We start from the raw sequence: 23791 nt of genomic DNA on the forward strand, positions 1-23791 counted from the left end.
GCGGGAGGAAGCGTGCGATACCTGACAACATTGTTGTTATCTTTGGCGGTGCTGGTCACCGCCGGATGCGGCTGGCATCTGCGTAGTACCACGCTGGTGCCGGACGAAATGAAAACACTGATTTTCCAGTCTAGCGATCCAAACGGCCCTCTGAGCCGCGCAGTTCGCGAACAGCTGAGAACGAGTGGCATTACCGTGCTTGATCAAAGCACGACGCGCCAGGACGTCCCGTCCCTGCGTCTGGGTTCATATAGCCTCCAGCAGGATACGGCTTCCGTGTTCCAGAATGGTCAAACGGCTGAATATCAGATGGTGATGACGGTTAACGCCACGGTACTTATCCCAGGTCAGGATATTTTCCCTATCTCGACCAAAGTGTACCGTTCGTTCTTCGACAACCCGCAGAAAGCGCTGGCGAAAGACAGCGAGCAGGGCATGATCGTACAAGAGATGTACCAGAAAGCGGCTGAACAGTTGATTCGTAAGCTGCCAAGCGTACACATTGCCGATGCCAAAGAGAGTGCGGAAAATCAGGCGACCCCGCCTGCCGCCAGCTCTCGTGTATCAACCACTCTGGGTAACTGATGATTCGGTTGTACCCAGAACAACTCCGCGCGCAGCTCTCTGAAGGGCTGCGCGCGGCGTATCTCCTGCTCGGTAATGACCCCCTTTTCCTCCAGGAAAGCCAGGACGCCATCCGGCATGCCGCCGTCAGCGAAGGCTTTATCGAGCACCATACCTTCACGCTTGACGCCAGCACCGACTGGAACGAGCTTTTTTCCCTCTGCCAGGCGATGAGCCTGTTCGCCAGCCGCCAGACGCTGCTGTTGCTGCTGCCTGAAAACGGCCCTAACGCCGCGCTCAACGAACAGCTCGCCACGCTGGTGAGCCTGCTGCATGACGATCTCCTGCTGATTATTCGCGGCAACAAGCTGACCAAAGCGCAGGAAAACGCCGCCTGGCTGACCGCTCTGGCGACCCGCGCCGTGCAGATTAGCTGTCAGACGCCGGAACCCGCGAATTTACCGCGCTGGCTGGCTAACCGCGCGAAGCAGAACAACCTGCAGCTTGATGAACCCGCGAGCCAACTGCTCTGCTACTGCTATGAAGGCAACCTGCTGGCGCTGTCACAGGCGCTGGAGCGACTGTCGCTGCTGTGGCCGGACGGCAAGCTGACGCTGCCTCGCGTTGAACAAGCCGTCAACGATGCCGCGCACTTTACCCCTTTCCACTGGGTCGATGCCCTGTTAGCTGGCAAGAGCAAACGCGCGCTGCATATCCTGCAGCAGCTACGTCTGGAAGGCAGCGAGCCGGTTATCCTGCTGCGCACCATACAGCGTGAACTGCTCATGCTGGTGACCTTAAAGCGTCAAAGCGCACACACTCCGCTGCGCGCATTGTTTGATAAGCATCGGGTCTGGCAAAACCGTCGCGGCATGGTGGGCGATGCGCTCAACCGCCTAAGCGCCGCACAGCTTCGTCAGGCCGTGACGCTGTTAAGTCACGCAGAGCTGACGCTGAAACAGGATTACGGTCAGTCGGTCTGGGCTGAACTGGAAAGTTTGTCGCTGCTGCTTTGTCATAAAGCACTGGCCGACGTTTTTATCGATGGATGATATGGCAAAACTACAGGCGCTTTTCGGCGGGACCTTCGATCCCATTCACTATGGTCACCTCAAACCAGTAGAGATTCTGGCTAACCAGATAGGCCTGTCTCGGGTCATCATTATGCCCAATAACGTGCCGCCGCACCGTCCGCAGCCGGAAGCCACTAGCGAACAGCGTAAGTTTATGGTCGAGCTGGCCATTGCCGATAAGCCGCTGTTTGTGCTCGACGAACGCGAACTGCGCCGTGACACGCCGTCCTGGACGGCGGATACGCTACAGGAGTGGCGACAGGAACAGGGTCCAGAGCAACCGCTCGCCTTTATCATCGGCCAGGATTCGCTGCTTACCTTCCCAAGCTGGGAGCGCTACGAGACGATTCTCGACAACGCTCACCTACTGGTCACGCGTCGGCCGGGCTATCCGTTGACCATGAAGCAGGAGGAGCACCAGCAGTGGCTGGATCGCCATCTCACCAGCAACATCGAAGATCTGCATCATCAGCCGGCAGGGAAAATTTACCTGGCAGAAACGCCGTGGTTTGATGTTTCCGCCACGCTGATTCGCGAACGCTTAGAGCGCGGTGAGTCCTGTGAAGAGATGATGCCGGAGGCCGTACTCTCTTACATCATCAACCAGGGACTGTATCACCACGGCGCTTAGCGTCATACACCAGGGGAGACGCGATGAAAATCTGGCTAGTACGTCACGGTGAAACCGAAGCCAACGTGGCAGGACTGTACAGCGGCCACGCGCCGACCCCGCTGACCGTTAAAGGCCAGCAGCAGGCTGAACGCCTTGGCGAAATGCTGCATCAGGTTCCCTTCGACCGCGTACTGTGCAGCGAGCTGGAGCGCACCCTGCACACGGCACGCCTGCTGCTGGGCGAGCGACGAATCCCTATCACCCCTCACCCGCTGTTGAACGAAATGTTTTTCGGCGACTGGGAGATGCGCCATCACCGCGATCTTCGGATTGAAGATAAAGAGAACTACGCCGCCTGGTGCGCCGACTGGCAGCACGCCGCCCCGACCAACGGCGAAGGTTTCCCCGATTTCTCCCGCCGCGTTTCAGCGTTTGCCGCCGAGCTTGCCCACTATGATGACCACAACCTGCTGATCGTCAGCCATCAAGGCGTGCTTAGCCTGCTGACCGCGCTGCTGCTCGGCATGCCGATGGCCGGAATGTGGCATTTCCGCATCGACCACGGCGCGTGGAGCGTCATTGATTATTCAGCGGAATTTGTCACCCTGCGGGTGCTCAATAGTCGCGCAATCTGGCTGCCGGAAGCGGAATAAAACGGATTTCTGCACCAGACCTCCGTCCACCCATTGACACACGTTGCAAGGCTGTTATCCTCCGCAGCCAGAATCATCCCCCTCCAACACTTGTGGACAGAAATTGTTTTACAAAAATGGCGATGCAATCAGCGCTAAGGGATGGGATGATAGCCCGCCAGAACGCCCGTTCGGTGATTTTTTGTCCCGATAATATTTTCAATTCGGGTATACTGTCTGGCTGTTTAATACCGTTTATCTTCACACCCCAGGGGGAACACTTGCAGGGTAAAGCACTCCAGGATTTTGTTGTCGACAAAATTGATGATTTGAAAGGTCAGGACATCATCACCATTGATGTTCAGGGTAAATCCAGCATCACTGATTGCATGGTTATCTGTACTGGCACCTCTAGCCGCCACGTTATGTCCATTGCCGATCATGTGGTCCAGGAATCCCGCGCTGCTGGCCTGCTGCCGCTGGGCGTTGAAGGCGAAAATGCCGGCGACTGGATTGTTGTTGATTTAGGCGATGTCATTGTCCATGTCATGCAGGAAGACAGCCGTCGCCTGTATGAACTGGAAAAGCTCTGGGGTTAAGTTGTGAAGCTGCAGTTGGTCGCCGTCGGCACCAAAATGCCTGACTGGGTACAAACCGGATTTACCGAATACCTTCGTCGTTTTCCGAAAGATATGCCGTTCGAACTGGTGGAAATTCCTGCCGGCAAGCGCGGTAAAAACGCCGACATCAAACGTATTCTGGATAAAGAGGGCGAGTTAATGCTCGCCGCCGCAGGAAAAAACCGTATCGTCACGCTGGATATTCCAGGCAAACCCTGGGATACGCCGCAGCTTGCACGTGAACTGGAACGCTGGAAAGGTGACGGGCGTGACGTTAGCCTGCTTATCGGCGGACCAGAAGGGCTTTCCCCGGCATGCAAAGCCGCAGCAGAACAAAGTTGGTCGCTCTCCACGCTGACGCTCCCGCACCCGCTTGTGCGCGTGCTGGTAGCCGAAAGCCTTTATCGGGCGTGGAGCATCACCACCAACCACCCTTACCACCGCGAGTAATGAGACCTAGGTAGATTAAGCAGCGAATGAAACTACAGAATTCTTTTCGCGACTATACGGCAGAGTCCGCGCTATTTGTGCGCCGGGCGGTGGTCGCTTTTTTGGGAATTTTGCTGCTTACCGGCGTGCTGATTGCCAACCTCTACAATTTGCAGATCGTTCGTTTTACCGACTACCAAACGCGTTCTAACGAAAACCGTATCAAGCTGGTGCCTATCGCGCCAAGCCGCGGCATTATTTACGATCGTAACGGTACGCCGCTGGCGCTTAACCGCACCATCTACCAATTGGAAATCATGCCGGAAAAAGTCGACAGCGTGCAGGAGACCATTGATGGCCTGCGCAGCGTTGTCGATCTTTCCGATGACGATATTGCCGCCTTTAAAAAAGAGCGCGCACGTTCGCACCGATTTACCTCTATTCCGCTGAAAACCAATCTCACCGAAGTGCAGGTGGCGCGCTTTGCCGTCAACCAGTACCGCTTCCCGGGCGTTGAGGTTAAAGGTTATAAGCGACGCTTCTATCCATATGGTTCTGCCCTAACCCACGTTATCGGCTACGTCTCTAAAATTAACGATAAAGACGTCGACCGCCTCGATAAAGATGGCAAGCTCGCCAACTATGCGGCAACCCATGATATCGGCAAGCTGGGCATTGAGCGCTATTACGAAGACATGCTGCACGGGCAGACCGGCTACGAAGAGGTTGAAGTCAACAACCGTGGCCGCGTTATCCGCCAGCTCAAAGAAGTCCCGCCGCAGGCCGGTCACGATATCTACCTGACGCTCGACCTCAAACTGCAGCAGTATATCGAGACGCTGCTGGCCGGCAGCCGTGCCGCCGTGGTGGTCACTGACCCGCGCAACGGCAGCATTCTGGCGCTGGTCTCAATGCCAAGCTACGACCCTAACCTGTTCGTTGATGGTATCTCCAGTAAAGACTACAGCGGCCTGTTAAACGATCCGAATACGCCGCTGGTCAACCGCGCTACCCAGGGGGTTTACCCTCCGGCCTCCACGGTGAAGCCGTATGTGGCGGTCTCCGCCATGAGCGCTGGCGTAATTAACCGCAACACCAGCCTGTTTGACCCAGGGTGGTGGCAGCTTCCAGGCTCAGAAAAACGCTATCGTGACTGGAAAAAATGGGGCCACGGCCACCTGAACGTTACCAAAGCGCTGGAAGAGTCTGCGGATACCTTCTTCTACCAGGTCGCCTATGATATGGGTATTGACCGTTTGTCAGAGTGGATGAGCAAGTTCGGCTACGGCGACTATACCGGCATCGACCTTGCGGAAGAGCGCTCCGGTAATATGCCAACCCGTGAATGGAAGCTTAAACGCTTTAAAAAACCATGGTATCAGGGCGATACCATTCCGGTGGGGATCGGCCAGGGTTACTGGACGGCAACCCCTATCCAGATGAGCAAAGCGCTGATGATCCTGATTAACGATGGCATCATCAAAACGCCTCACCTGCTGGCTAGCACCGTCGAAGAAGGCAAGAAAGTGCCGTGGATACAGCCGCAGGAGCCGCCGATAGGCGACATCCATTCCGGCTATTGGGAAATTGCCAAAGACGGGATGTTCGGCGTTGCCAACCGTGGCAATGGTACCGCGCACAAATATTTTGCCAGCGCACCGTATAAGATTGCTGCTAAATCAGGTACCGCGCAGGTCTTTGGCCTGAAGGCCAACGAAACGTATAACGCCCACCGTATTGCGGAGCGTCTGCGTGACCACAAATTAATGACCGCGTTTGCGCCGTATAACGACCCACAGGTGGCGGTCGCTATTATTTTAGAAAACGGTGGTGCAGGCCCGGCGGTCGGTACCATCATGCGTCAAATTCTTGATCACATCATGCTGGGCGATAACAACACCGATTTACCGGCTGAAAACCCAGCGGCCGCCGCGGCGGAGGACCAATAAACATGACGGATAATCCGAACAAAAAATCGTTCTGGGATAAGATCCACCTCGACCCAGCTATGCTGCTCATTCTGCTGGCGCTGCTGACCTACAGTGCGTTGGTTATCTGGAGCGCCAGCGGCCAGGACATGGGCATGATGGAACGTAAAATCGGCCAGATTGCAATGGGCCTCGTCATCATGATTGTGATGGCGCAGATCCCACCGCGCGTGTACGAAGGCTGGGCGCCGTGGCTCTATATCTTCTGCATTATACTGCTGGTCGCGGTAGATGCCTTCGGGGCGATATCCAAAGGGGCGCAGCGCTGGCTGGATCTCGGTATCGTCCGCTTCCAGCCGTCGGAGATTGCCAAAATTGCGGTGCCGCTGATGGTCGCGCGCTTTATCAACCGCGATGTTTGTCCGCCGACGCTGAAAAACACCGGCATTGCGCTGGTGCTGATCTTCCTGCCGACCCTGCTGGTTGCCGCTCAGCCTGACCTCGGTACCTCAATCCTGATCGCCCTGTCCGGCCTGTTCGTGCTGTTCCTCGCGGGTTTAAGCTGGCGCCTGATTCTGGTCGCCGTCCTGCTGGTCGCCGCCTTTATCCCGATTCTGTGGTTCTTCCTGATGCACGACTACCAGCGCCAGCGCGTCATGATGCTGATGGATCCGGAATCAGACCCACTCGGTGCGGGTTATCACATTATTCAGTCTAAAATCGCCATTGGTTCCGGTGGCCTGCGCGGCAAAGGCTGGCTGCACGGTACACAATCGCAGCTCGAATTCCTGCCGGAGCGCCACACCGACTTTATCTTCGCGGTTCTCTCCGAAGAACTGGGGCTTATTGGCATCCTTATCCTGCTGGCGCTCTACGTCCTGCTGATTATGCGCGGGCTGTGGATTGCCGCCCAGGCGCAGACGTCCTTCGGCCGCGTCATGGCCGGTGGTTTAATGCTGATTTTATTCGTTTATGTCTTCGTAAATATTGGTATGGTAAGTGGCATCTTGCCGGTGGTTGGCGTGCCGCTACCGCTGGTCAGCTACGGGGGCTCCGCCCTGATCGTACTGATGGCCGGGTTCGGTATCGTGATGTCGATACATACACACAGAAAAATGTTGTCAAAAAGCGTCTAAGGGGTGCTCAATGCGTAAGCAATGGCTTGGGATCTGCATAGCAGCAGGGCTGCTGGCGGCTTGTTCGAGCGATGATGGTCAACAACAAACCGTATCTGCCCCACAACCTGCGGTATGTAACGGCCCGTCGGTAGAAATCAGCGGGGCCGATCCGCACTTTGAACCCCTGAATGCGACCGCGAATCAGGACTACGAACGTGACGGCAAGAAATACAAAGTCGTTCAGGATCCGTCAAACTTCAGTCAGGCGGGCCTCGCTGCCATTTACGACGCTGAGCCGGGCAGCAATCTGACCGCCAGCGGCGAAGCGTTTGACCCGACGCAGCTGACGGCGGCGCACCCGACATTACCGATTCCAAGCTACGCGCGTATCACCAACCTGGCCAATGGCCGGATGATCGTCGTACGCATTAACGATCGCGGCCCTTATGGCAACGATCGTGTGATTTCGCTCTCCCGTGCGGCAGCAGATCGCCTGAACACCTCCAATAACACTAAGGTCCGTATCGACCCGATTATTGTGGCGCAGGATGGCTCACTTTCCGGTCCAGGCATGGCCTGTACCACCGTCGCCAAACAGACCTATGCGTTGCCAAGTCGTCCAGACCTGAGCGGCGGTATGGGCAGCGCCTCTTCCGCCCCGCAGGCGGCAGCGCCGCAGGGTGATATCCGCCCTATCAGCAACGATACGCTGACCCCAGCAAACAGCGGTGATGGTGCCCCGGTGAAAAGCGGCGGCTTCCTTGGCGCCCCTACGCCGTTAAACAGCGGCGTTCTCGAAGAACCAGAACCGACGCCAGCTCCAGCGGCAACACCATCGGCAGCCGCGCCAGTGACGGCGCCTGCAGCTGCGGTAGCAGCACCGGCCGCCGCGGCCACCGCCGCCCCTGCCGCCACCGGCGATTTCGTCGTGCAGGTTGGCGCCGTAAGCGATCAGGCGCGCGCGCAGCAGTATCAACAGCGCTTAAGCCAGCAGTTTTCCGTACCGGGCCGTGTCACACAAAACGGTGCGGTCTGGCGTATTCAGCTAGGCCCGTTCAGCAGCAAAGGCGAAGCCAGCACCATACAGCAACGTTTGCAGAGCGAAGCACAGCTGCAATCGTTTATTACTCGCGCCAACTAGAACGCTCAGAGGTATCCGATTCTTCGTATATGTAAAAGTCATTAACAAAGTCATATGCGATGTCGGATGCCTGTCTGCAGGGCATTTGCTATAGTAAGGCACTTTTTTAACTCCATCACGGATGTCGTTGTTTTGACCATGAAGACCTCTTTTTTCGCTCGCTTACTCATTCCGGCGCTCTCCGTCGCAGCACTCTCTTCCGCTGCCCACGCCGATGACCTGAACATCAAAACCATGATTCCAGGCGTTCCGCAGATTGACGCGGAGTCCTACATTCTTATTGATTACAACTCCGGTAAAGTTCTGGCTGAGCAGAATGCTGACAGCCGTCGCGACCCGGCGAGTCTGACTAAAATGATGACCAGCTACGTCATCGGCCAGGCGATGAAAGCGGGTAAATTTAAAGAGTCCGATCTGGTCACCATCGGCAACGATGCCTGGGCCACCGGCAACCCGGTATTCAAAGGCTCTTCCCTGATGTTCCTGAAACCTGGCATGCAGGTTCCAGTATCCCAGCTTATCCGCGGGATTAACCTGCAGTCCGGTAACGATGCCTGTGTTGCGATGGCCGACTACGTCGCTGGTAGCCAGGACGCTTTTGTTGGGCTGATGAACAGCTATGTTACGGCGCTGGGTCTGCAGAACACTCACTTCCAGACCGTTCACGGCCTGGATGCAGATGGTCAGTACAGCTCCGCGCGTGATATGGCGATGATTGGCCAGGCGCTGATCCGCGACGTGCCGAACGAATACACCATCTACAAAGAAAAAGAGTTCACCTTTAACGGCATCCGTCAATTGAACCGTAACGGTCTGCTGTGGGACAACAGCCTGAACGTCGACGGCATCAAAACCGGTCACACCGATAAAGCAGGCTACAACCTGGTCGCTTCCGCAACCGAAGGTCAGATGCGCCTGGTTTCTGCCGTCATGGGCGGTCGTACCTATAAAGGTCGTGAAACCGAAAGTAAAAAGCTGCTGACCTGGGGCTTCCGTTTCTTCGAAACCGTGAACCCAATTAAAGCCGGTAAAGAGTTCGCCTCTGAGCCAGCCTGGTTTGGTGATACCGACCGTGCCTCCCTGGGCGTGGACAAAGACGTATACCTGACCATTCCACGTGGTCGTATGAAAGATCTGAAGGCGAGCTACGTGCTGACCACCAGTGAACTGCACGCGCCGCTGCAGAAAAACCAGGTTGTCGGTACCATCAACTTCCAGTTGGATGGCAAAACCATCGATCAGCGTCCTCTGGTGGTGCTGCAGGAAATTCCTGAAGGCAACTTCTTCGGTAAGATCATTGATTACATTAAATTAATGTTCCACCACTGGTTTGGTTAAAAATCACCCACTTGAAAGTGTGATTTCCATCCCCATATACTATGCATAGTAAAAACAACTCCCGCACCTTTGCGGGAGTTGTTCTTTTTCAACACTGGAGCTGACATGAAAACCAAACTGAACGAACTGCTTGAATTCCCTACACCATTTACTTACAAAGTAATGGGTCTGGCGAAACCTGAGCTGGTTGACCTGGTGGTTGAAGTGGTACAGCGCCATGCGCCAGGTGACTACTCTCCGCAGATAAAACCGAGCAGCAAAGGCAATTACCACTCGGTGTCCATTACCATCAATGCAACCCACATTGAGCAGGTAGAAACGCTGTACGAAGAGTTGGGCAATATCGAAATCGTCCGTATGGTGCTGTAATCGCATCACCGTTACCCGGCACTGCCGGGTAACGCCTCTCCCCTCCTCCCGTGATATACTCTGCGTCCATCATTTCCCCTCTCTGCGGAGACGCTGTTTTGGACTTAAATACCCTCCTGATCCGTCAACTTGGCTTGCAACCTTACGAACCGGTTTCCCAGGCAATGCATGATTTTACCAATAGCCGCGATGAATCCACGCTGGATGAAATCTGGCTGGTAGAACATCAGCCCGTCTTCACCCAGGGCCAGGCAGGAAAAGCCGAACATGTGCTGGTGCCAGGCGATATTCCGGTCATTCAGAGCGACCGCGGCGGCCAGGTGACCTATCACGGTCCCGGTCAGCAGGTAATGTACGTCCTGTTAAACCTCAAGCGCCGTAAGCTTGGCGTGCGTGAGCTCGTCACGCTGTTAGAGCAGACGGTGGTCAATACGTTGGCGGAGGTCGGGATCGAAGCGCACCCTCGCGCCGATGCGCCAGGGGTATACGTAGGGGAGAAAAAGATCTGTTCGTTGGGGCTACGTATCCGTAAAGGCTGTTCATTCCACGGCCTGGCGCTGAATATCGCGATGGATCTGTCACCTTTCCTGAGAATTAACCCTTGTGGTTATGCGGGAATGGAAATGGCCCAGGTATCACAGTGGGTGAACGACGCAACGCCGGAAAATATATCACCTCGGCTGGTCTCCCACTTTTTAGCTTTGCTAAACAATCCACCACATGAATATATTCACGATTAATATATGATACATCCTGACCCAATAATCCGTTGGGTCATTCACTATCTTTTCATCTCCCTCTTTACAATAACGGCAAGTTTCTCTATTTTTTCTGCTTAATTTCGCCATAAAGTGCATCACAACGCTCACTTTTGCGCAATGACACGCATAACGACATAGCTACCAGCAATGTATTAGCAACATTAATGCATTGAGTACTAACGTAAAAATCACGTTTTTACCTTGCGATTCTGCGTTTCTCAGAATAATAATAATATTATTATTCTCAACTATCATTCATGGAATGAATGAATACGGAGTAAGCAGTGTGGATTATAACGATAAGCCCGAAAATAAAACTAACCTCAACGTTGAAAATGAGACACCACAAATCTTCCGCACGCTGCGTAATATTGACCTCAATTTATTGACCATATTTGAAGCGGTCTACGTGCATAAAGGTATCGTCAACGCCGCGAAAATACTGAATCTCACCCCTTCAGCGATAAGCCAATCCATTCAAAAACTTAGACTGCTCTTCCCCGATCCTCTCTTTATTCGCAAAGGCCAGGGCGTCACTCCAACGGCGTACGCTACCCATCTTCATGAATATATCAGTCAGGGGCTGGAGTCGATTCTCGGCGCGTTGGATCTGAACGGCAGCTATGACAAACAGCGAGTGATTACTATCGGCACCGCCGCCTCGGTGGGCGCTATCGTGATGCCGGTAATCTATCAGGTTGTGAAGAAGACCTACCCCCAGGTGCTGTTGAGAAACGTGGCCGTTACCGATGCCAACGCGCAGCTCAGCCAGTTCCAGACCGATTTAATTATCGATAATCATGAACACAACAACCCACGCACGCTGGGCCGTCATGCGCTGTTCAGCGACAAGTTGGTGCTGGTATGTCGCAACGACCACCCGGCGCTGGAGGAATCTCCCTCTCTGGACACGCTAATGCAGTATGAACACACGCTGCTGACGATGGACGGCGCGGGGCAAAACGACCAGTACCGGCGGATACGCGACATGCTGCCCGATCGTCAGGTGAGCGTGAGCAGTTACAATTTATTCACCATCGCGTCACTGATCGCCTCAAGCAACCTGATTGGTATTATGCCGCTGCGCTTTTACCATATCTTCAGACAGTGCTGGCCGCTGCAAACGCTGGACTTTATGCCGCTCCAGCAGGAACGCGTCGACTTTTCATTGCATTACAATAAGCTCAGCCTGCGTGACCCGGTAATGCAAAACATTATCAACGTTATCCATCAGGCGTTCTGAACCTCGTACTCCTCATCTTCGCTAGCCGGCAAAAAAGCATTATTCAACAACTATTTTACAATTTGCCGGCACAGTAGGCTGCTTTGTACCCCATTTAAATGGTATACTGCCTGCCATAAATTCAAAAATAGTTGATAAATACAACATTCCCTTGAATTGAAACGCTTTCCCTCGATACTCGGAACTGGAACACGTACGCTATGAGTAAACCCATTGTGATGGAACGCGGTGTTAAGTACCGCGATGCCGATAAAATGGCCCTTATCCCGGTTAAAAACGTGGCAACAGAGCGCGAAGCGCTGCTGCGAAAACCGGAATGGATGAAAATTAAACTTCCGGCAGACTCCTCCCGTATCCAGGGTATCAAAGCGGCCATGCGTAAAAATGGCCTGCACTCCGTCTGTGAAGAAGCCTCCTGTCCAAACCTGGCAGAGTGCTTTAACCACGGCACCGCGACCTTTATGATCCTGGGCGCGATTTGTACCCGTCGCTGCCCGTTCTGCGACGTTGCCCACGGTCGCCCGGTCGCCCCGGATGCGAACGAACCACAAAAACTGGCCCAGACCATTGCGGACATGGGGCTGCGTTATGTGGTTATCACCTCCGTTGACCGTGATGACCTGCGTGACGGCGGCGCTCAGCACTTTGCTGACTGCATCTCCGCCATTCGCGAAAAGAATCCGACCATTAAGATTGAAACGCTGGTACCGGACTTCCGTGGCCGTATGGATCGCGCGTTAGAGATCCTGACCGCAACCCCACCAGATGTTTTCAACCACAACCTGGAGAACGTGCCGCGTATCTACCGCCACGTGCGCCCTGGGGCTGACTATAACTGGTCACTGAAACTGCTGGAGCGCTTTAAAGAAGCGCACCCTGAAATCCCTACTAAATCAGGTTTGATGGTGGGTCTGGGCGAAACTAACGCCGAGATCGTTGAAGTTATGCGTGACCTGCGTCGCCACGGCGTTACTATGCTGACGCTCGGCCAGTACCTGCAGCCAAGCCGTCACCACCTGCCGGTGCAGCGTTACGTCAGCCCGGATGAGTTCGAAGAGATGAAAGCCGAAGCGCTGGCGATGGGCTTCACCCACGCGGCCTGTGGCCCATTCGTGCGTTCATCCTATCACGCCGACCTTCAGGCCAAAGGCCTGGAAGTGAAATAAGCGCTCTGAGACCCACGATAAAAAGCCGCTCTCTATTGGAAGCGGCTTTTTTAATGGCTCAGTGAGAAATATATTGTTGCAATCAGACAATATCAGAAATGTTATTTCCATAAAAAAGGGCTACAACGTGCTTACGCTGTAGCCCCTTCCACAGGCGGCTAAACCTGCGCATGGCGCGCTACATCAGCACACCATGTGAAACGCTGCCCTGCTTACTCTTTATGAGAGAGTTTTTCTGCCGGGGTTTCTTCTGCGCTTTTCTGCGCCGTAGTTTCATCATCATTCATGGCTTTCTTGAAGCCTTTGATGGCTGAACCCAGATCCCCACCCAGAGTCCGTAATTTTTTGGTACCAAACACCAGAACAATCAGTGCTGCCACTACCAGCAGTTTGGTAATACTAATCTCACCCATAGATACCTTCTTCTCAAAAACAGGCTGCAGAATGCGCCACATCACTGTCATTTATTAACGGTCATCCGGCGCGTGCACACAATAGCAATCTGTAACAAGGTGAATCAAGCGTTGTTTAAAAAAACGTCACGTTAATTGCGGTAGCGCAAAGCGTCTATTTGCCAGCACAGGAAGCTGTTGGCGAACGTTCAGAAGATGCTCGTGCTGAATATCAGAAATAATCAGCTGCGATTCTGCCGTAGCCCCTGCCAGCGTTACGCCCAGCGGATCGATAATTCTGCTTTGGCCAATATTTCGCGTACCGCACTCCCCGCTCGCCACCAGGTAGCAGGTAGTATCTAACGCGCGCGCCGCAAGCAGCGTCGCCCAGTGATGCTCTTTCAGCGGCCCGCGCACCCAGGCCGCTGGAAGCGCCAGAATCTCAGCCCCCTGGAGCGCCAGCGTCATCGCCAGTTCCGGAAAACGCAGATCGTAGCAGGTCATCAGGCCAACCTTAAAACCTTCAACCTCAATCAGCGGCGGCAACGCCTCACCGGCATCCACCCGCTTTGACTCCTGAATGGAGAAGGCGTCATAGAGGTGGAGCTTGTGATAGTGGGCAATAACTTCGCCACCACGTAGCGCCACCAGCGTGTTTCGCGCACGGCCTTCCCCTGACGGCGTGTGGATAGTCAGCACTGTGGTCAACGCATCGCTACGGCTTTGCGCCAGCAGTACCTGCATAAAGCCACCATCCAGCGTCTGAGCCGACCTGACGGACATATCCGGGTCGCTATCACTACGCGCCAGCAGCGCCTCTGGCAACACCAGCAAAGACGCTCCAGCCTCGGCCGCCGAGCGCATCAGCGTGACGCAGCGTTGCGCATTAACCTGCCACTCCGGCGTGACGACAAACTGCCCTGCTGCTACCCGCATCCGCACACCTCTGCTTTTACTAATATATCAATATGATGAATACTGATGAGTATATAGCCAGATTCACCCGTTCAACGCTACACTGGCAGCATTAATTGAAAATGGCAGGAAACTCGCATGATGCAACTGTTGTTGGCCGTTTTTATCGGCGGAGGTACCGGCAGCGTCGCTCGCTGGCTGCTGAGCCTGAGATTTAATCCTATGCACCATGCGATTCCGCTGGGCACGCTGACGGCTAACCTGGTCGGGGCGTTTATCATCGGCGCAGGGCTGGCATGGTTTAACCGTCTGCCGCAGATTGATCCGGTCTGGAAACTGCTTATCACCACTGGCTTTTGCGGCGGGCTGACGACCTTCTCCACCTTCTCGGCTGAAGTCGTCTTTCTGCTACAGGAAGGGAAATTGAGCTGGGCGCTGCTGAACGTTGCGGTGAACCTGCTGGGCTCATTCGCCATGACCGCCGCCGCATTCTGGTTGTTTAGCGCCAGTCGCTAGAAAAAGGATAAAAAAAACCCGCATTTAAGCGGGTTTTGAATTCTGAACTGCTATTTTTCGCTTAGAGAGCGATGACGTTAGCAGCAGAAGGGCCTTTGGCACCGTTAGTGATTTCGAACTCTACGCGCTGACCTTCAGCCAGAGTTTTAAAACCATTGGTCTGGATTGCAGAGAAGTGTACGAATACGTCTTTGCTGCCATCTTCCGGAGTAATGAAACCGAATCCTTTGGACTCATTAAACCACTTAACGTTACCTTTAATCTTAGACATCAAAATTACCTTTATATGAAAAAACGACACTAATCTGTGTCAGTTAACAGTACAACAATTGTCGTCGGTTTTGTCCAGCCTAACTTCGTTAAAAAGTGATAAATGTCTCTAACTTTTATTTGCGGGTTGACTTTAGCGCCGGCTGTGCTCCAGGCCGGTTTCAGAAGTCAAAACGAAGCCAGGCGAAGTAGACGTTGCCGTTGTTATAGGTGCCAGGAATGTAGGTCATCTGGAACGTCGCCGGGCCGTAACCGATAGAGGCCATCGGCAATGCCACCGGCAGCGGGATGTAGTTCCAGTTATCGCGTGCGGTCACCCCAATCGTGTAACCCAACCCAACGTGGAATTTATCGTCCGTCAGCGGTCGCCAGGTGGCTTCCCAGCCGTAGCCGCCAATTGGTTCCCATTTGTTAAAGGAGTCTTTAAACGCCATCAAATAGATGCCGTGCCAGTTGCCTTTATCATCCCAACGCGAAACGCCAAAACCGGCACCCCAGGGACGCTCATTGTATTTGTCCGTTTTCTCTTTATCGTAGGCAAAACGCGCGTGCCACGTAATCACAGGCACATACAGATCGTAATTCTGCGGTTCATCCCAGGTTTGCACGATGTTATTGCTCACCGTGTTATAGCCATCCTTAATCGTCTCCGTAAAAGACGCATACGCAGGCAGAGCGCTGCTTGACAGCCCTACCATCACAACCAGCAGTGCGAAAAATCTATTTAGTTTTAACACGATAGTCTTGCCAAAAAATGATTAATTAAGAATATTCTATCAAGCGTATGCTCAATGATATCGTAACCGCAGCGGCGGCTTAGCTTTTTTCTTCACCTGAATTACAAATTAGAATATTCCTAAACAAACCGTCAAGCCAACCGCACAACCTAAGCTAAATTATAATGCACGATTACCGTCAACGATTCGCATTATCGTCCATGAGCAGAAAACCATAAATTTAAAGTGCCTTCTGATTATATTAAACCAACTACTTGCCCATATTATTTTCGTAATATGAGAATAATTACTTAACCATTAAATAACGATTTAATTAGCACATATTTTATGCAACTTTATCTTTCCCTATTTTATTTCACACGTTACCCTGCGGAAGAGCAACATCAACACCGTACTTCCCCACCGCGACTGGTGTCGCGAGCCTTTCACCTTTGTGCCCGGCAAGGCAACATTTCATTTCCTCTGACTGTATAGTATTCCACCAGCGCGCTATACTCATTGGGGTGACAATGTTCAGCTTTGTGAGTACACCGAGTAAATGACAACTTCGCCATCTTTAATTAATCTTTTTATTGATTTTCATCAGCTAAATTTGTCGTTTTTTTCGGCACATTTCATCCCTTACTTTTGATGCAGCACTGCGTCAATTTTTACAACTGGGCGATAGGTGTTAATAATGTTAACGTTCTTTGAACTCCTGATTGGTGTTGTGGTTATTGTGGGCGTAGCCCGCTACATCATCAAAGGTTATTCCGCAACAGGAGTCCTTTTCGTCGGTGGCTTACTGCTACTGATTGCCAGCGCATTGATGGGTCACAAGATTTTACCTAGCAGCGCAACCAGCACGGGTTACTCTGCCACCGATATTGTTGAATACATCAAGATCTTATTAATGAGCCGTGGTGGCGACCTCGGCATGATGATTATGATGCTCTGTGGTTTTGCCGCTTATATGACGCATATCGGCGCGAATGATATGGTCGTTAAGCTGACGTCTAAACCGCTGAAGTTTATCAACTCACCTTATTTACTGATGATCGCGGCCTATTTCGTTGCCTGCCTGATGTCACTGGCCGTCTCTTCGGCAACCGGCCTTGGCGTGCTGCTGATGGGTACCCTGTTCCCGGTGATGGTGAACGTCGGCATCAGCCGCGGTGCGGCGGCGGCTATCTGCGCCTCCCCGGCGGCCATTATTCTCTCCCCAACGTCCGGTGACGTCGTGCTGGCAGCAAAAGCCGCAGAAATGCCGCTGATTGATTTTGCCTTTAAAACCACGCTGCCTATTTCCATCGTGGCGATTGTCGCCATGGCGATTGCCCACTTCTTCTGGCAGCGCTACCTGGATAAAAAAGAACATATCTCTCACGAAATGCTGGATGTGAATGAAATCTCCACCAGCGCGCCTCGCTTCTACGCCATTCTGCCGTTCACCCCAATTTTCGGCGTACTGATCTTTGACGGTAAATGGGGCCCGGAACTGCACATCATCGCCATTCTGGTTATCTGCATGCTGCTGGCAGCGGTGCTGGAGTTCTTCCGCGGCTTCAATACCCAGAACGTCTTTGCTGGCCTGGAAGTGGCCTACCGCGGGATGGCCGATGCGTTCGCTGGTGTGGTAATGCTGCTGGTTGCCGCAGGCGTTTTCGCCCAGGGTCTGAGCACCATCGGCTTTATTAACAGCTTGATTTCCATTGCCACTTCGTTCGGCTCGGCCAGCATTATTCTCATGCTGGTGCTGGTGATCCTGACCATGCTGGCAGCGATGACCACTGGCTCTGGTAACGCACCGTTCTATGCCTTCGTGGAGATGATCCCGAAACTGGCGCACTCCTCCGGCATCAACCCGGCATACCTGTCGATTCCGATGCTGCAGGCGTCCAACCTCGGTCGTACCATCTCTCCGGTTTCCGGCGTGGTGGTGGCGGTTGCCGGTATGGCGAAGATCTCTCCGTTTGAAGTGGTTAAACGTACCTCGGTACCGGTCATCATTGGCCTTATCGTGGTGATTATCGCCACCGAGGTCCTGGTGCCCGGCGTCGCCGGATAATCATTAACGGATAAATAAAATAAGGCGCCTGAGGGCGCCTTATTTTATTATGTAATAACGTCACTAAATGATTAAAAACGTGGAGTCAGGAAAATGTTAAGGAAGAATATTGTGTCAGGATGCGCGCTGCTGCTCTGCGCTGGCAGCCTTCAAGCGGCCCCACTGGCACCCACACAATATGGCGACTTCGACCGTTACGTCCTGGCACTCTCCTGGCAAAACGGGTTCTGCCAGAGCCAGCATGATAGAAACCGCAAAGAACCGATACAATGTCTGCGGACAACCGAGGCCGCCAATAAGGCCGATTATCTAACGGTACACGGCCTATGGCCTGGGCTACCGGCCTCCATTGCCTCACGCGGCGTGGATAACAACCGCTGGATGCGTTTCGGCTGCGCCACGCGTCCAATCCCCAATATGCCGGAAGCAAAAGCCAGCCGGAAATGCGCCGCCGATGAGACCGGTTTGTCGCTGGAAGTCGCCAATAAGCTCAATCAGGTGATGCCGGGCAGCGGTGGAAAAACCTGCCTTGAGCGCTATGAGTACGCCAAGCACGGCGTCTGCTTTGGTTTCGACCCCGATGCCTATTTCGGTACCATGGTACGCATGAATAGTGAAGTGAAGCAGAGCGCAATAGGTCAGTTCCTTGCTGCTAACTACGGCAAAACCGTTACCCGCGCGAGCTTTGACGATGCGGTTGCCCGTGCTTTTGGCAAAGAGAACGTGAAAGCAGTCAAGCTGACCTGCGACGGTAACCCGGCCTATCTGACCGAAATGCAGATTGCCATTAAATCCGCCAGCATCAACAACCCACTCAGCGCAGATTCACTGCTTCCGCAGCCGCATCCCGGCAACTGCGGCAAACAGTTCATCCTGGATAAAAACGGCTACTAACGGTTTGATTACGCCCCCGGTTTTCGGGGGCGATTCACACTACTGCTCGATAAACGATAACAGATCGTCGTTGATCTGATGCTTATGCGTGGTACAGATCCCATGCGATCCGCCGCGATACACCTTCAGCTCCGCGTCAGGCAAAATTTCCGCCGCCACTTTCCCGCAGGTCTCAAACGGCACAATCTGATCGTCATCACCGTGAATCACCAGCGTTGGGATCGTCATTCTGCGCAGGTCCTCACGCAGGTCGGTTTCTGAGAACGCCTTGATGCAGTCGTACAGCGCCTTAATCGAACCCTGTAATCCTTGTTCGACAAAACCTTCGCGCACCGCTTTCGACTCCTTCGCTCCTGGACGGTTATAGCCGTAAAACGCTGCCGTTAGCTCATAGAAAAACGCGCCGCGATCGTTAATCACCCCGTCACGAATACCGTCGAAAACCTCCAGCGGCACGCCGTTCGGGTTAAAGTCCGTTTTCACCATAATGGGCGTTACCGCACCAATCAGCACCGCTTTGGCCACTCGATGCGTGCCGTGACGGCCAATATAGCGCGCCACCTCGCCGCCGCCGGTTGAGTGCCCAACGTGCACCGCATCCTTCAGGTTCAGATGGGCGGTCAACTCCGCCAGGTCATCCGCATACTGGTCCATATTGTGCCCGTCCCAGGGCTGCGCCGAGCGCCCATGGCCTCGTCTATCGTGGGCGATAACCCGATACCCCTTTGAGCCCAGAAACAGCATCTGATCCTCAAACGCATCAGACGTCAGCGGCCAGCCGTGGCTAAATACAATAGGCTGTCCGCTTCCCCAATCTTTAAACCAGAGATAGCTACCATCTTTCAGGGTCAGTTTATCGAAACCACTCATACGATCTCCTGTACTGGAAGGACGCTGCCGAATGCAGCCTAAAAAGAATAATCCAGATTTATAGGTTGCGATGTATTTCGCACAAAATTCACACAACACCGATCGTTGCCATTCTCGAATGTGCGCTGTATCACTTCAAACCTGACCTCAGGATCAGTATGATGGGGTGAGATGAACCCTTGCCGCTGGCGGTGAGGGTTTTCTTTTGGATAATCGATAGACATGGAGTAAATAATGACCAGACCTGCCATCATTATTAATGAGTTCGATGCCGAGCGTATCGACCGCCTGCTTGAGCAACCTGCTTACGCAAATTCCCCGGTGGCGAACGCGCTAAACGACGAACTGGATCGTGCCCAGATGTGTGCCCCAGAGGACATGCCGCACGATGTAGTGAGTATGAATAGCCAGGTCAGATTCCGCGATCTCACCACCGGCGAAGAGCGCGTCCGCACGCTGGTCTTCCCGGCCCAGATGACCGACAGCAGCAGCCAGCTTTCCGTGATGGCGCCGGTTGGCGCGGCACTGCTTGGCCTGCGCGCAGGCAGCGCCATTCACTGGGAACTGCCAGGCGGTACTTCTACCCATCTCGAAGTGCTCGAGCTGCTTTACCAGCCGGAAGCGGCAGGCGAATTTCATCGCTAATCTCCCGCGCTAACCTATTAAGAGGATGTTCTGCATCCTCTTTCTGTTTTGTCCCTTCGGCTACTTTCTGCCTCACGAAACTTTACAACTCCCCTCGCCTCGATAAACTATTTTGCGAACTAAATGACATATTTAGAACTCATTATGTGTTCTGATAGTTCCACAAAGACAAGGAGGAGCCATATGTACAAAACAATCATTATGCCAGTTGATGTTTTTGAGATGGAATTGAGTGACAAAGCCGTGCGTCACGCGGAATTTTTAGCCCAGCAGGATGGCATTATCCATCTGCTTCATGTGCTGCCGGCATCGGCCAGCTACACCATGAGCCGCTTTGCCGCCGACCTGCGCCGCTTTGAAGAGCATCTGCAGCAGGAAGCCGAAAGCCGTCTGACCACCATGGTGAGTCATTTCAGCATCGACCCTTCGCGTATTAAGCTTCACGTTCGCCTCGGCAGCGTCCGCGATGCCGTAAATGAACTGGCGGAAGAGCTGAACGCCGATATGGTGGTGATCGGTTCACGTAACCCATCTATCAGCACGCACCTGCTTGGCTCCAACGCTTCCAGCGTTATCCGCCACGCGCATATCCCGGTATTAGTCGTACGATAAAAAACCGTAGCTCGGCCAGGCGAAGCGAAGCGCCGCCGGGAAATAGCCGTCACAAAAAAAGGCCACCTTTCGGTGGCCTTTGACATTGCAGGCATTGTCTTCTTTTTATGCAGTTTTGGTACGAATCAGGTAGTCAAATGAACTCAGTGACGCCTTCGCACCTTCGCCAGCGGCGATGATAATCTGTTTGTACGGCACGGTGGTGCAGTCGCCCGCGGCGAATACGCCCTTCACGTTAGTCTCGCATTTCGCATCAATGATAATTTCACCCATGCGGTTACGCTCAATCGCGCCTTCCAGCCAGTTGGTATTTGGCAGCAGGCCAATCTGGACGAAAATCCCCGCCAGCGCTACGTGATGCTCGTCACCGCTCACGCGGTCACGATACTGCAGGCCGGTGACTTTGCTGCCGTCACCTTTCACTTCTGTCGTTTGTGCATTCAGAATAATGTCGACGTTTTTCAGGCTGCGCACTTTATCCTGCAGCACCTGGTCGGCCTTCATTTCTGGCGCAAACTCAAGCAGGGTCACGTGTTCAACCACGCCCGCCAGATCGATAGCCGCTTCAACGCCGGAGTTACCGCCGCCGATGACCGCTACGCGTTTGCCTTTAAACAGCGGGCCGTCACAGTGTGGGCAGTAGGTGACACCTTTGGTACGGTACTGATCTTCACCCGGTACGTTCATGTTACGCCATTTCGCCCCGGTAGCGATGATAATGCTGCGTGCTTTCAGCACCGCGCCGGACGCGGTTTCAATCTGATGCAGGCCGCCTTCAACCGAGGCAGGAATCAGCTTAGACGCGCTCTGGGAATCAATCACGTCGACGTCATAGTCGCTCACGTGCGCCTTCAACGCACCTGCCAGTTTCTGGCCTTCGGTTTTTGGCACGGAGATGTAGTTTTCGATATCAACGGTATCCAGCACCTGGCCGCCGAAACGTTCGCCCATCAGGCCGGTACGAATACCTTTACGCGCAGAGTAAACCGCCGCCGCTGCACCGGACGGGCCGGAACCGACGATCAGCACATCGTAAGCATCACGTTTATTCAGCTCTTCCGCCGCACGTTTTTCTGCGCCGGTATCCACTTTCGCCACGATTTCAGTCAGCGTCATACGCCCCTGACCAAACTCCTGACCGTTCATATAGACCGCCGGAACGCCCATCACGTTACGGTCGGTAATTTCATTCTGGAACGTACCGCCGTCAATTGCCGTGTGCTTGATGCGCGGGTTCAGTACCGACATCAGGTTCAGCGCCTGCACCACGTCCGGGCAGTTGTGGCAAGAGAGCGAGTAGTAGGTTTCAAATTCAAAGTCGCCGTCGATATCGCGGATCTGCTCCAGCAGAGACTGCGCTTCTTTCGACGGGTGACCACCGGTCCACAGCAGCGCCAGCACCAGCGAGGTAAACTCGTGGCCCAGCGGGGAACCCGCAAAGCGTGGGCCCTGGTCGGAACCTGGGTTAGTAATCAGGAACGATGGCTTACGTACCGCGAGCGTGTTGTCTTCTTTAAAGGTGACTTTGTCTGACAGTTCAGCGATTTCAGCCAACAGTTCCTTGATCTCTGCCGATTTAGCGCTGTCATCCAGCGTGGCAATCAGCTCAACAGGTTTGGTCAGCTTCTCAAGATAGGCCTTGAGCTGGGTTTTCATGTTGGTGTCGAGCATTTTTATCTCCTGGGCTTAAAACATCATCATGCAAGCGGCCTTTGTCAGGCAGCCTGAATGCGCTTGCATCATGGACGCTATTGAAAAAAACGGGCACTCACGCACCCGTTATAATGGGGGTAATTTCCTCAGTATTTCGCGTCACGGCAAGGCGGCTAGCGGGTGAGTCCCCGGAAGCTTACATAAGTAAGTGACCGGGGTGAACACGCGACGCCAACGCCGCAGTGGGGCGAAAGACGACGGAAATTTAGATCTTGCCGACCAGGTCCAAAGATGGAGCCAGAGTGGCTTCGCCTTCTTTCCATTTAGCCGGGCACACTTCGCCTGGGTGAGAAGCAACATACTGAGCTGCTTTGATTTTACGCAGCAGGTCAGAAGCGTCACGGCCGATACCTTCAGCGGTAACTTCGATTGCCTGGATGATACCCTGTGGGTCAACAACGAAGGTTGCACGGTCAGCCAGACCTTCATCTTCACGCATGTTGTCGAAGTTACGGGTCAGGGCGCCAGTCGGGTCGCCGATCATCGCGTATTTGATTTTCGCGATGGTGTCAGAGCTGCTGTGCCATGCTTTGTGGGTGAAGTGGGTGTCGGTGGAAACAGAGTAAACGTCCACGCCCAGTTTCTGCAGCTCTTCGTAATGGTCAGCTACGTCACCCAGTTCGGTCGGGCATACGAAGGTGAAGTCAGCCGGGTAGAAGAAGAAGACGCTCCAGCGACCTTCGGTATCTTTCTCGGTAACTTCTACGAATTCACCGTTTTTGAACGCCTGGTTTTTGAAAGGTTTGATTTTGGTATTAATTAAAGACATCGAGTACTTCCTCCGTGTTTTCGTTGAGGTCTAAGTTAACGACTTTTTCCTGATTCGACCAATGCGTTTACATTATCAAATCAATAAGCGTTATCTAACAACCGGAACAAGACAGCTTTGTGAACCTATGACGAGGACGGGCACAAATCGCTCATCCCCAGACGTAAAAAGGCCGCATCAGCGGCCCCGTTACCTGAATCCCCAGCAGGTGAATTCAGCGCCAGCCAGGCTGGCTTATTGTTGCGCTCTACATACCTTAACAAAGGTGGTAACAGCACCTGGATTACATCACCCTGCTCCGCAAAGGGCAATCAACCTGGCGTCGGTCTTATCTATGGCTGTAATAGCCTACGCCGTTTAATGTGTATTACCCACTGATTTTACGAACATTTTCCTTACTATCTAATAGTTTTACT

26 protein-coding genes are annotated in these 23791 nt (G+C 53.5%); 19 read left to right on the top strand and 7 right to left on the bottom strand.

Going from position 1 to position 23791, the window contains the following annotated elements:
- Window positions 1–12 precede the first annotated feature (12 nt).
- The 14 genes from lptE (at window position 13) to lipA (ending at window position 12995) form a co-directional block, all read left to right on the top strand.
- Entirely contained in the window at window positions 13–585 is a 573-nt protein-coding gene (gene lptE / locus HII27_RS23675) for an LPS assembly lipoprotein LptE (RefSeq protein ID WP_185669826.1), read from the top strand.
- Window positions 585–1616 carry a DNA polymerase III subunit delta gene (gene holA / locus HII27_RS23680; RefSeq protein ID WP_185669827.1) on the top strand — a complete coding sequence of 344 codons (1032 nt, stop codon included), beginning with the start codon at window positions 585–587 and terminating at the stop codon, window positions 1614–1616. Before lptE ends, holA begins: the two co-directional genes overlap by 1 nt.
- A complete protein-coding gene (nadD, locus tag HII27_RS23685; RefSeq protein ID WP_185669828.1) occupies window positions 1609–2268 on the top strand; it encodes a nicotinate-nucleotide adenylyltransferase in 660 nt (219 codons plus the stop codon). Before holA ends, nadD begins: the two co-directional genes overlap by 8 nt.
- Window positions 2269–2291: 23 nt before the next feature.
- Window positions 2292–2903, top strand: coding sequence for an adenosylcobalamin/alpha-ribazole phosphatase (locus tag HII27_RS23690; protein WP_185669829.1), 612 nt, complete (start codon window positions 2292–2294; stop codon window positions 2901–2903).
- Between the two features lie 260 nt (window positions 2904–3163).
- On the top strand, window positions 3164–3481 hold the full coding sequence (gene rsfS, locus HII27_RS23695) for a ribosome silencing factor (protein WP_185669830.1): 318 nt from the start codon (window positions 3164–3166) through the stop codon (window positions 3479–3481).
- Between the two features lie 3 nt (window positions 3482–3484).
- The gene (gene rlmH, locus HII27_RS23700; RefSeq protein ID WP_035894327.1) at window positions 3485–3952 is read left to right on the top strand and encodes a 23S rRNA (pseudouridine(1915)-N(3))-methyltransferase RlmH; all 468 of its coding nucleotides are present in this window, start codon (window positions 3485–3487) and stop codon (window positions 3950–3952) included.
- A 26-nt stretch (window positions 3953–3978) separates the two neighbouring features.
- On the top strand, window positions 3979–5880 hold the full coding sequence (gene mrdA, locus HII27_RS23705) for a peptidoglycan DD-transpeptidase MrdA (RefSeq protein ID WP_185669831.1): 1902 nt from the start codon (window positions 3979–3981) through the stop codon (window positions 5878–5880).
- Between the two features lie 2 nt (window positions 5881–5882).
- Window positions 5883–6995, top strand: coding sequence for a peptidoglycan glycosyltransferase MrdB (gene mrdB / locus HII27_RS23710; RefSeq protein ID WP_185669832.1), 1113 nt, complete (start codon window positions 5883–5885; stop codon window positions 6993–6995).
- A gap of 10 nt (window positions 6996–7005) precedes the next feature.
- Window positions 7006–8118, top strand: coding sequence for an endolytic peptidoglycan transglycosylase RlpA (gene rlpA, locus HII27_RS23715; RefSeq protein WP_185669833.1), 1113 nt, complete (start codon window positions 7006–7008; stop codon window positions 8116–8118).
- A gap of 138 nt (window positions 8119–8256) precedes the next feature.
- The gene (gene dacA, locus HII27_RS23720; RefSeq protein ID WP_123650106.1) at window positions 8257–9456 is read left to right on the top strand and encodes a D-alanyl-D-alanine carboxypeptidase DacA; all 1200 of its coding nucleotides are present in this window, start codon (window positions 8257–8259) and stop codon (window positions 9454–9456) included.
- Between the two features lie 105 nt (window positions 9457–9561).
- The gene (ybeD, locus tag HII27_RS23725; protein ID WP_035894333.1) at window positions 9562–9825 is read left to right on the top strand and encodes a DUF493 family protein YbeD; all 264 of its coding nucleotides are present in this window, start codon (window positions 9562–9564) and stop codon (window positions 9823–9825) included.
- Window positions 9826–9923: 98 nt separating this feature from the next.
- Complete coding sequence (gene lipB / locus HII27_RS23730; protein WP_185669834.1) at window positions 9924–10565, top strand: lipoyl(octanoyl) transferase LipB; 642 nt, start codon at window positions 9924–9926, stop codon at window positions 10563–10565.
- Between the two features lie 307 nt (window positions 10566–10872).
- Window positions 10873–11829 (top strand): YbeF family transcriptional regulator, encoded by a 957-nt coding sequence (locus tag HII27_RS23735; protein WP_317983867.1) that lies wholly within the window; start codon window positions 10873–10875, stop codon window positions 11827–11829.
- Between the two features lie 200 nt (window positions 11830–12029).
- On the top strand, window positions 12030–12995 hold the full coding sequence (gene lipA / locus HII27_RS23740; protein WP_185669836.1) for a lipoyl synthase: 966 nt from the start codon (window positions 12030–12032) through the stop codon (window positions 12993–12995).
- Window positions 12996–13207: 212 nt separating this feature from the next.
- On the opposite strand, the gene tatE is transcribed toward lipA, so the two are convergent.
- Together tatE and HII27_RS23750 are read right to left on the bottom strand one after the other, a co-directional pair.
- Window positions 13208–13408, bottom strand: a complete 201-nt coding sequence (gene tatE / locus HII27_RS23745) for a twin-arginine translocase subunit TatE (RefSeq protein WP_061283475.1) — start codon at window positions 13406–13408, stop codon at window positions 13208–13210.
- 126 nt (window positions 13409–13534) lie between these two features.
- A complete protein-coding gene (locus HII27_RS23750; protein WP_185669837.1) occupies window positions 13535–14323 on the bottom strand; it encodes a deaminated glutathione amidase in 789 nt (262 codons plus the stop codon).
- Window positions 14324–14440: 117 nt separating this feature from the next.
- Between HII27_RS23750 and crcB the strand changes: the two genes are divergently transcribed.
- Complete coding sequence (gene crcB, locus HII27_RS23755) at window positions 14441–14818, top strand: fluoride efflux transporter CrcB (protein ID WP_185669838.1); 378 nt, start codon at window positions 14441–14443, stop codon at window positions 14816–14818.
- A gap of 61 nt (window positions 14819–14879) precedes the next feature.
- Here the strand turns inward: crcB and cspE are convergent, their stop codons facing one another.
- Together cspE and pagP are read right to left on the bottom strand one after the other, a co-directional pair.
- On the bottom strand, window positions 14880–15089 hold the full coding sequence (gene cspE / locus HII27_RS23760; RefSeq protein WP_000034825.1) for a transcription antiterminator/RNA stability regulator CspE: 210 nt from the start codon (window positions 15087–15089) through the stop codon (window positions 14880–14882).
- Between the two features lie 160 nt (window positions 15090–15249).
- Window positions 15250–15825, bottom strand: a complete 576-nt coding sequence (pagP, locus tag HII27_RS23765) for a lipid IV(A) palmitoyltransferase PagP (RefSeq protein ID WP_370631741.1) — start codon at window positions 15823–15825, stop codon at window positions 15250–15252.
- Window positions 15826–16501: 676 nt separating this feature from the next.
- On the opposite strand from pagP, the gene dcuC reads away from it, so the two are divergent.
- Both dcuC and rna read left to right on the top strand, forming a co-directional pair.
- A complete protein-coding gene (gene dcuC / locus HII27_RS23770) occupies window positions 16502–17872 on the top strand; it encodes an anaerobic C4-dicarboxylate transporter DcuC (protein WP_185669839.1) in 1371 nt (456 codons plus the stop codon).
- 93 nt (window positions 17873–17965) lie between these two features.
- A complete protein-coding gene (rna, locus tag HII27_RS23775; RefSeq protein ID WP_185669840.1) occupies window positions 17966–18766 on the top strand; it encodes a ribonuclease I in 801 nt (266 codons plus the stop codon).
- Between the two features lie 39 nt (window positions 18767–18805).
- On the opposite strand, the gene HII27_RS23780 is transcribed toward rna, so the two are convergent.
- Window positions 18806–19636 (bottom strand): alpha/beta fold hydrolase, encoded by an 831-nt coding sequence (locus HII27_RS23780; RefSeq protein WP_185669841.1) that lies wholly within the window; start codon window positions 19634–19636, stop codon window positions 18806–18808.
- A gap of 234 nt (window positions 19637–19870) precedes the next feature.
- On the opposite strand from HII27_RS23780, the gene rnk reads away from it, so the two are divergent.
- Window positions 19871–20281, top strand: coding sequence for a nucleoside diphosphate kinase regulator (gene rnk / locus HII27_RS23785; protein ID WP_185669842.1), 411 nt, complete (start codon window positions 19871–19873; stop codon window positions 20279–20281).
- Between the two features lie 183 nt (window positions 20282–20464).
- Entirely contained in the window at window positions 20465–20893 is a 429-nt protein-coding gene (gene uspG / locus HII27_RS23790; protein ID WP_185669843.1) for a universal stress protein UspG, read from the top strand.
- Between the two features lie 105 nt (window positions 20894–20998).
- Here the strand turns inward: uspG and ahpF are convergent, their stop codons facing one another.
- Together ahpF and ahpC are read right to left on the bottom strand one after the other, a co-directional pair.
- Window positions 20999–22564, bottom strand: coding sequence for an alkyl hydroperoxide reductase subunit F (gene ahpF, locus HII27_RS23795; RefSeq protein ID WP_185669844.1), 1566 nt, complete (start codon window positions 22562–22564; stop codon window positions 20999–21001).
- A gap of 247 nt (window positions 22565–22811) precedes the next feature.
- A complete protein-coding gene (ahpC, locus tag HII27_RS23800) occupies window positions 22812–23375 on the bottom strand; it encodes an alkyl hydroperoxide reductase subunit C (protein ID WP_035895873.1) in 564 nt (187 codons plus the stop codon).
- Between the last annotated feature and the right edge of the window lie 416 nt (window positions 23376–23791).

This window comes from Kluyvera sichuanensis (assembly GCF_014218705.1).
GTDB classification, from domain to species: domain Bacteria; phylum Pseudomonadota; class Gammaproteobacteria; order Enterobacterales; family Enterobacteriaceae; genus Kluyvera; species Kluyvera sichuanensis.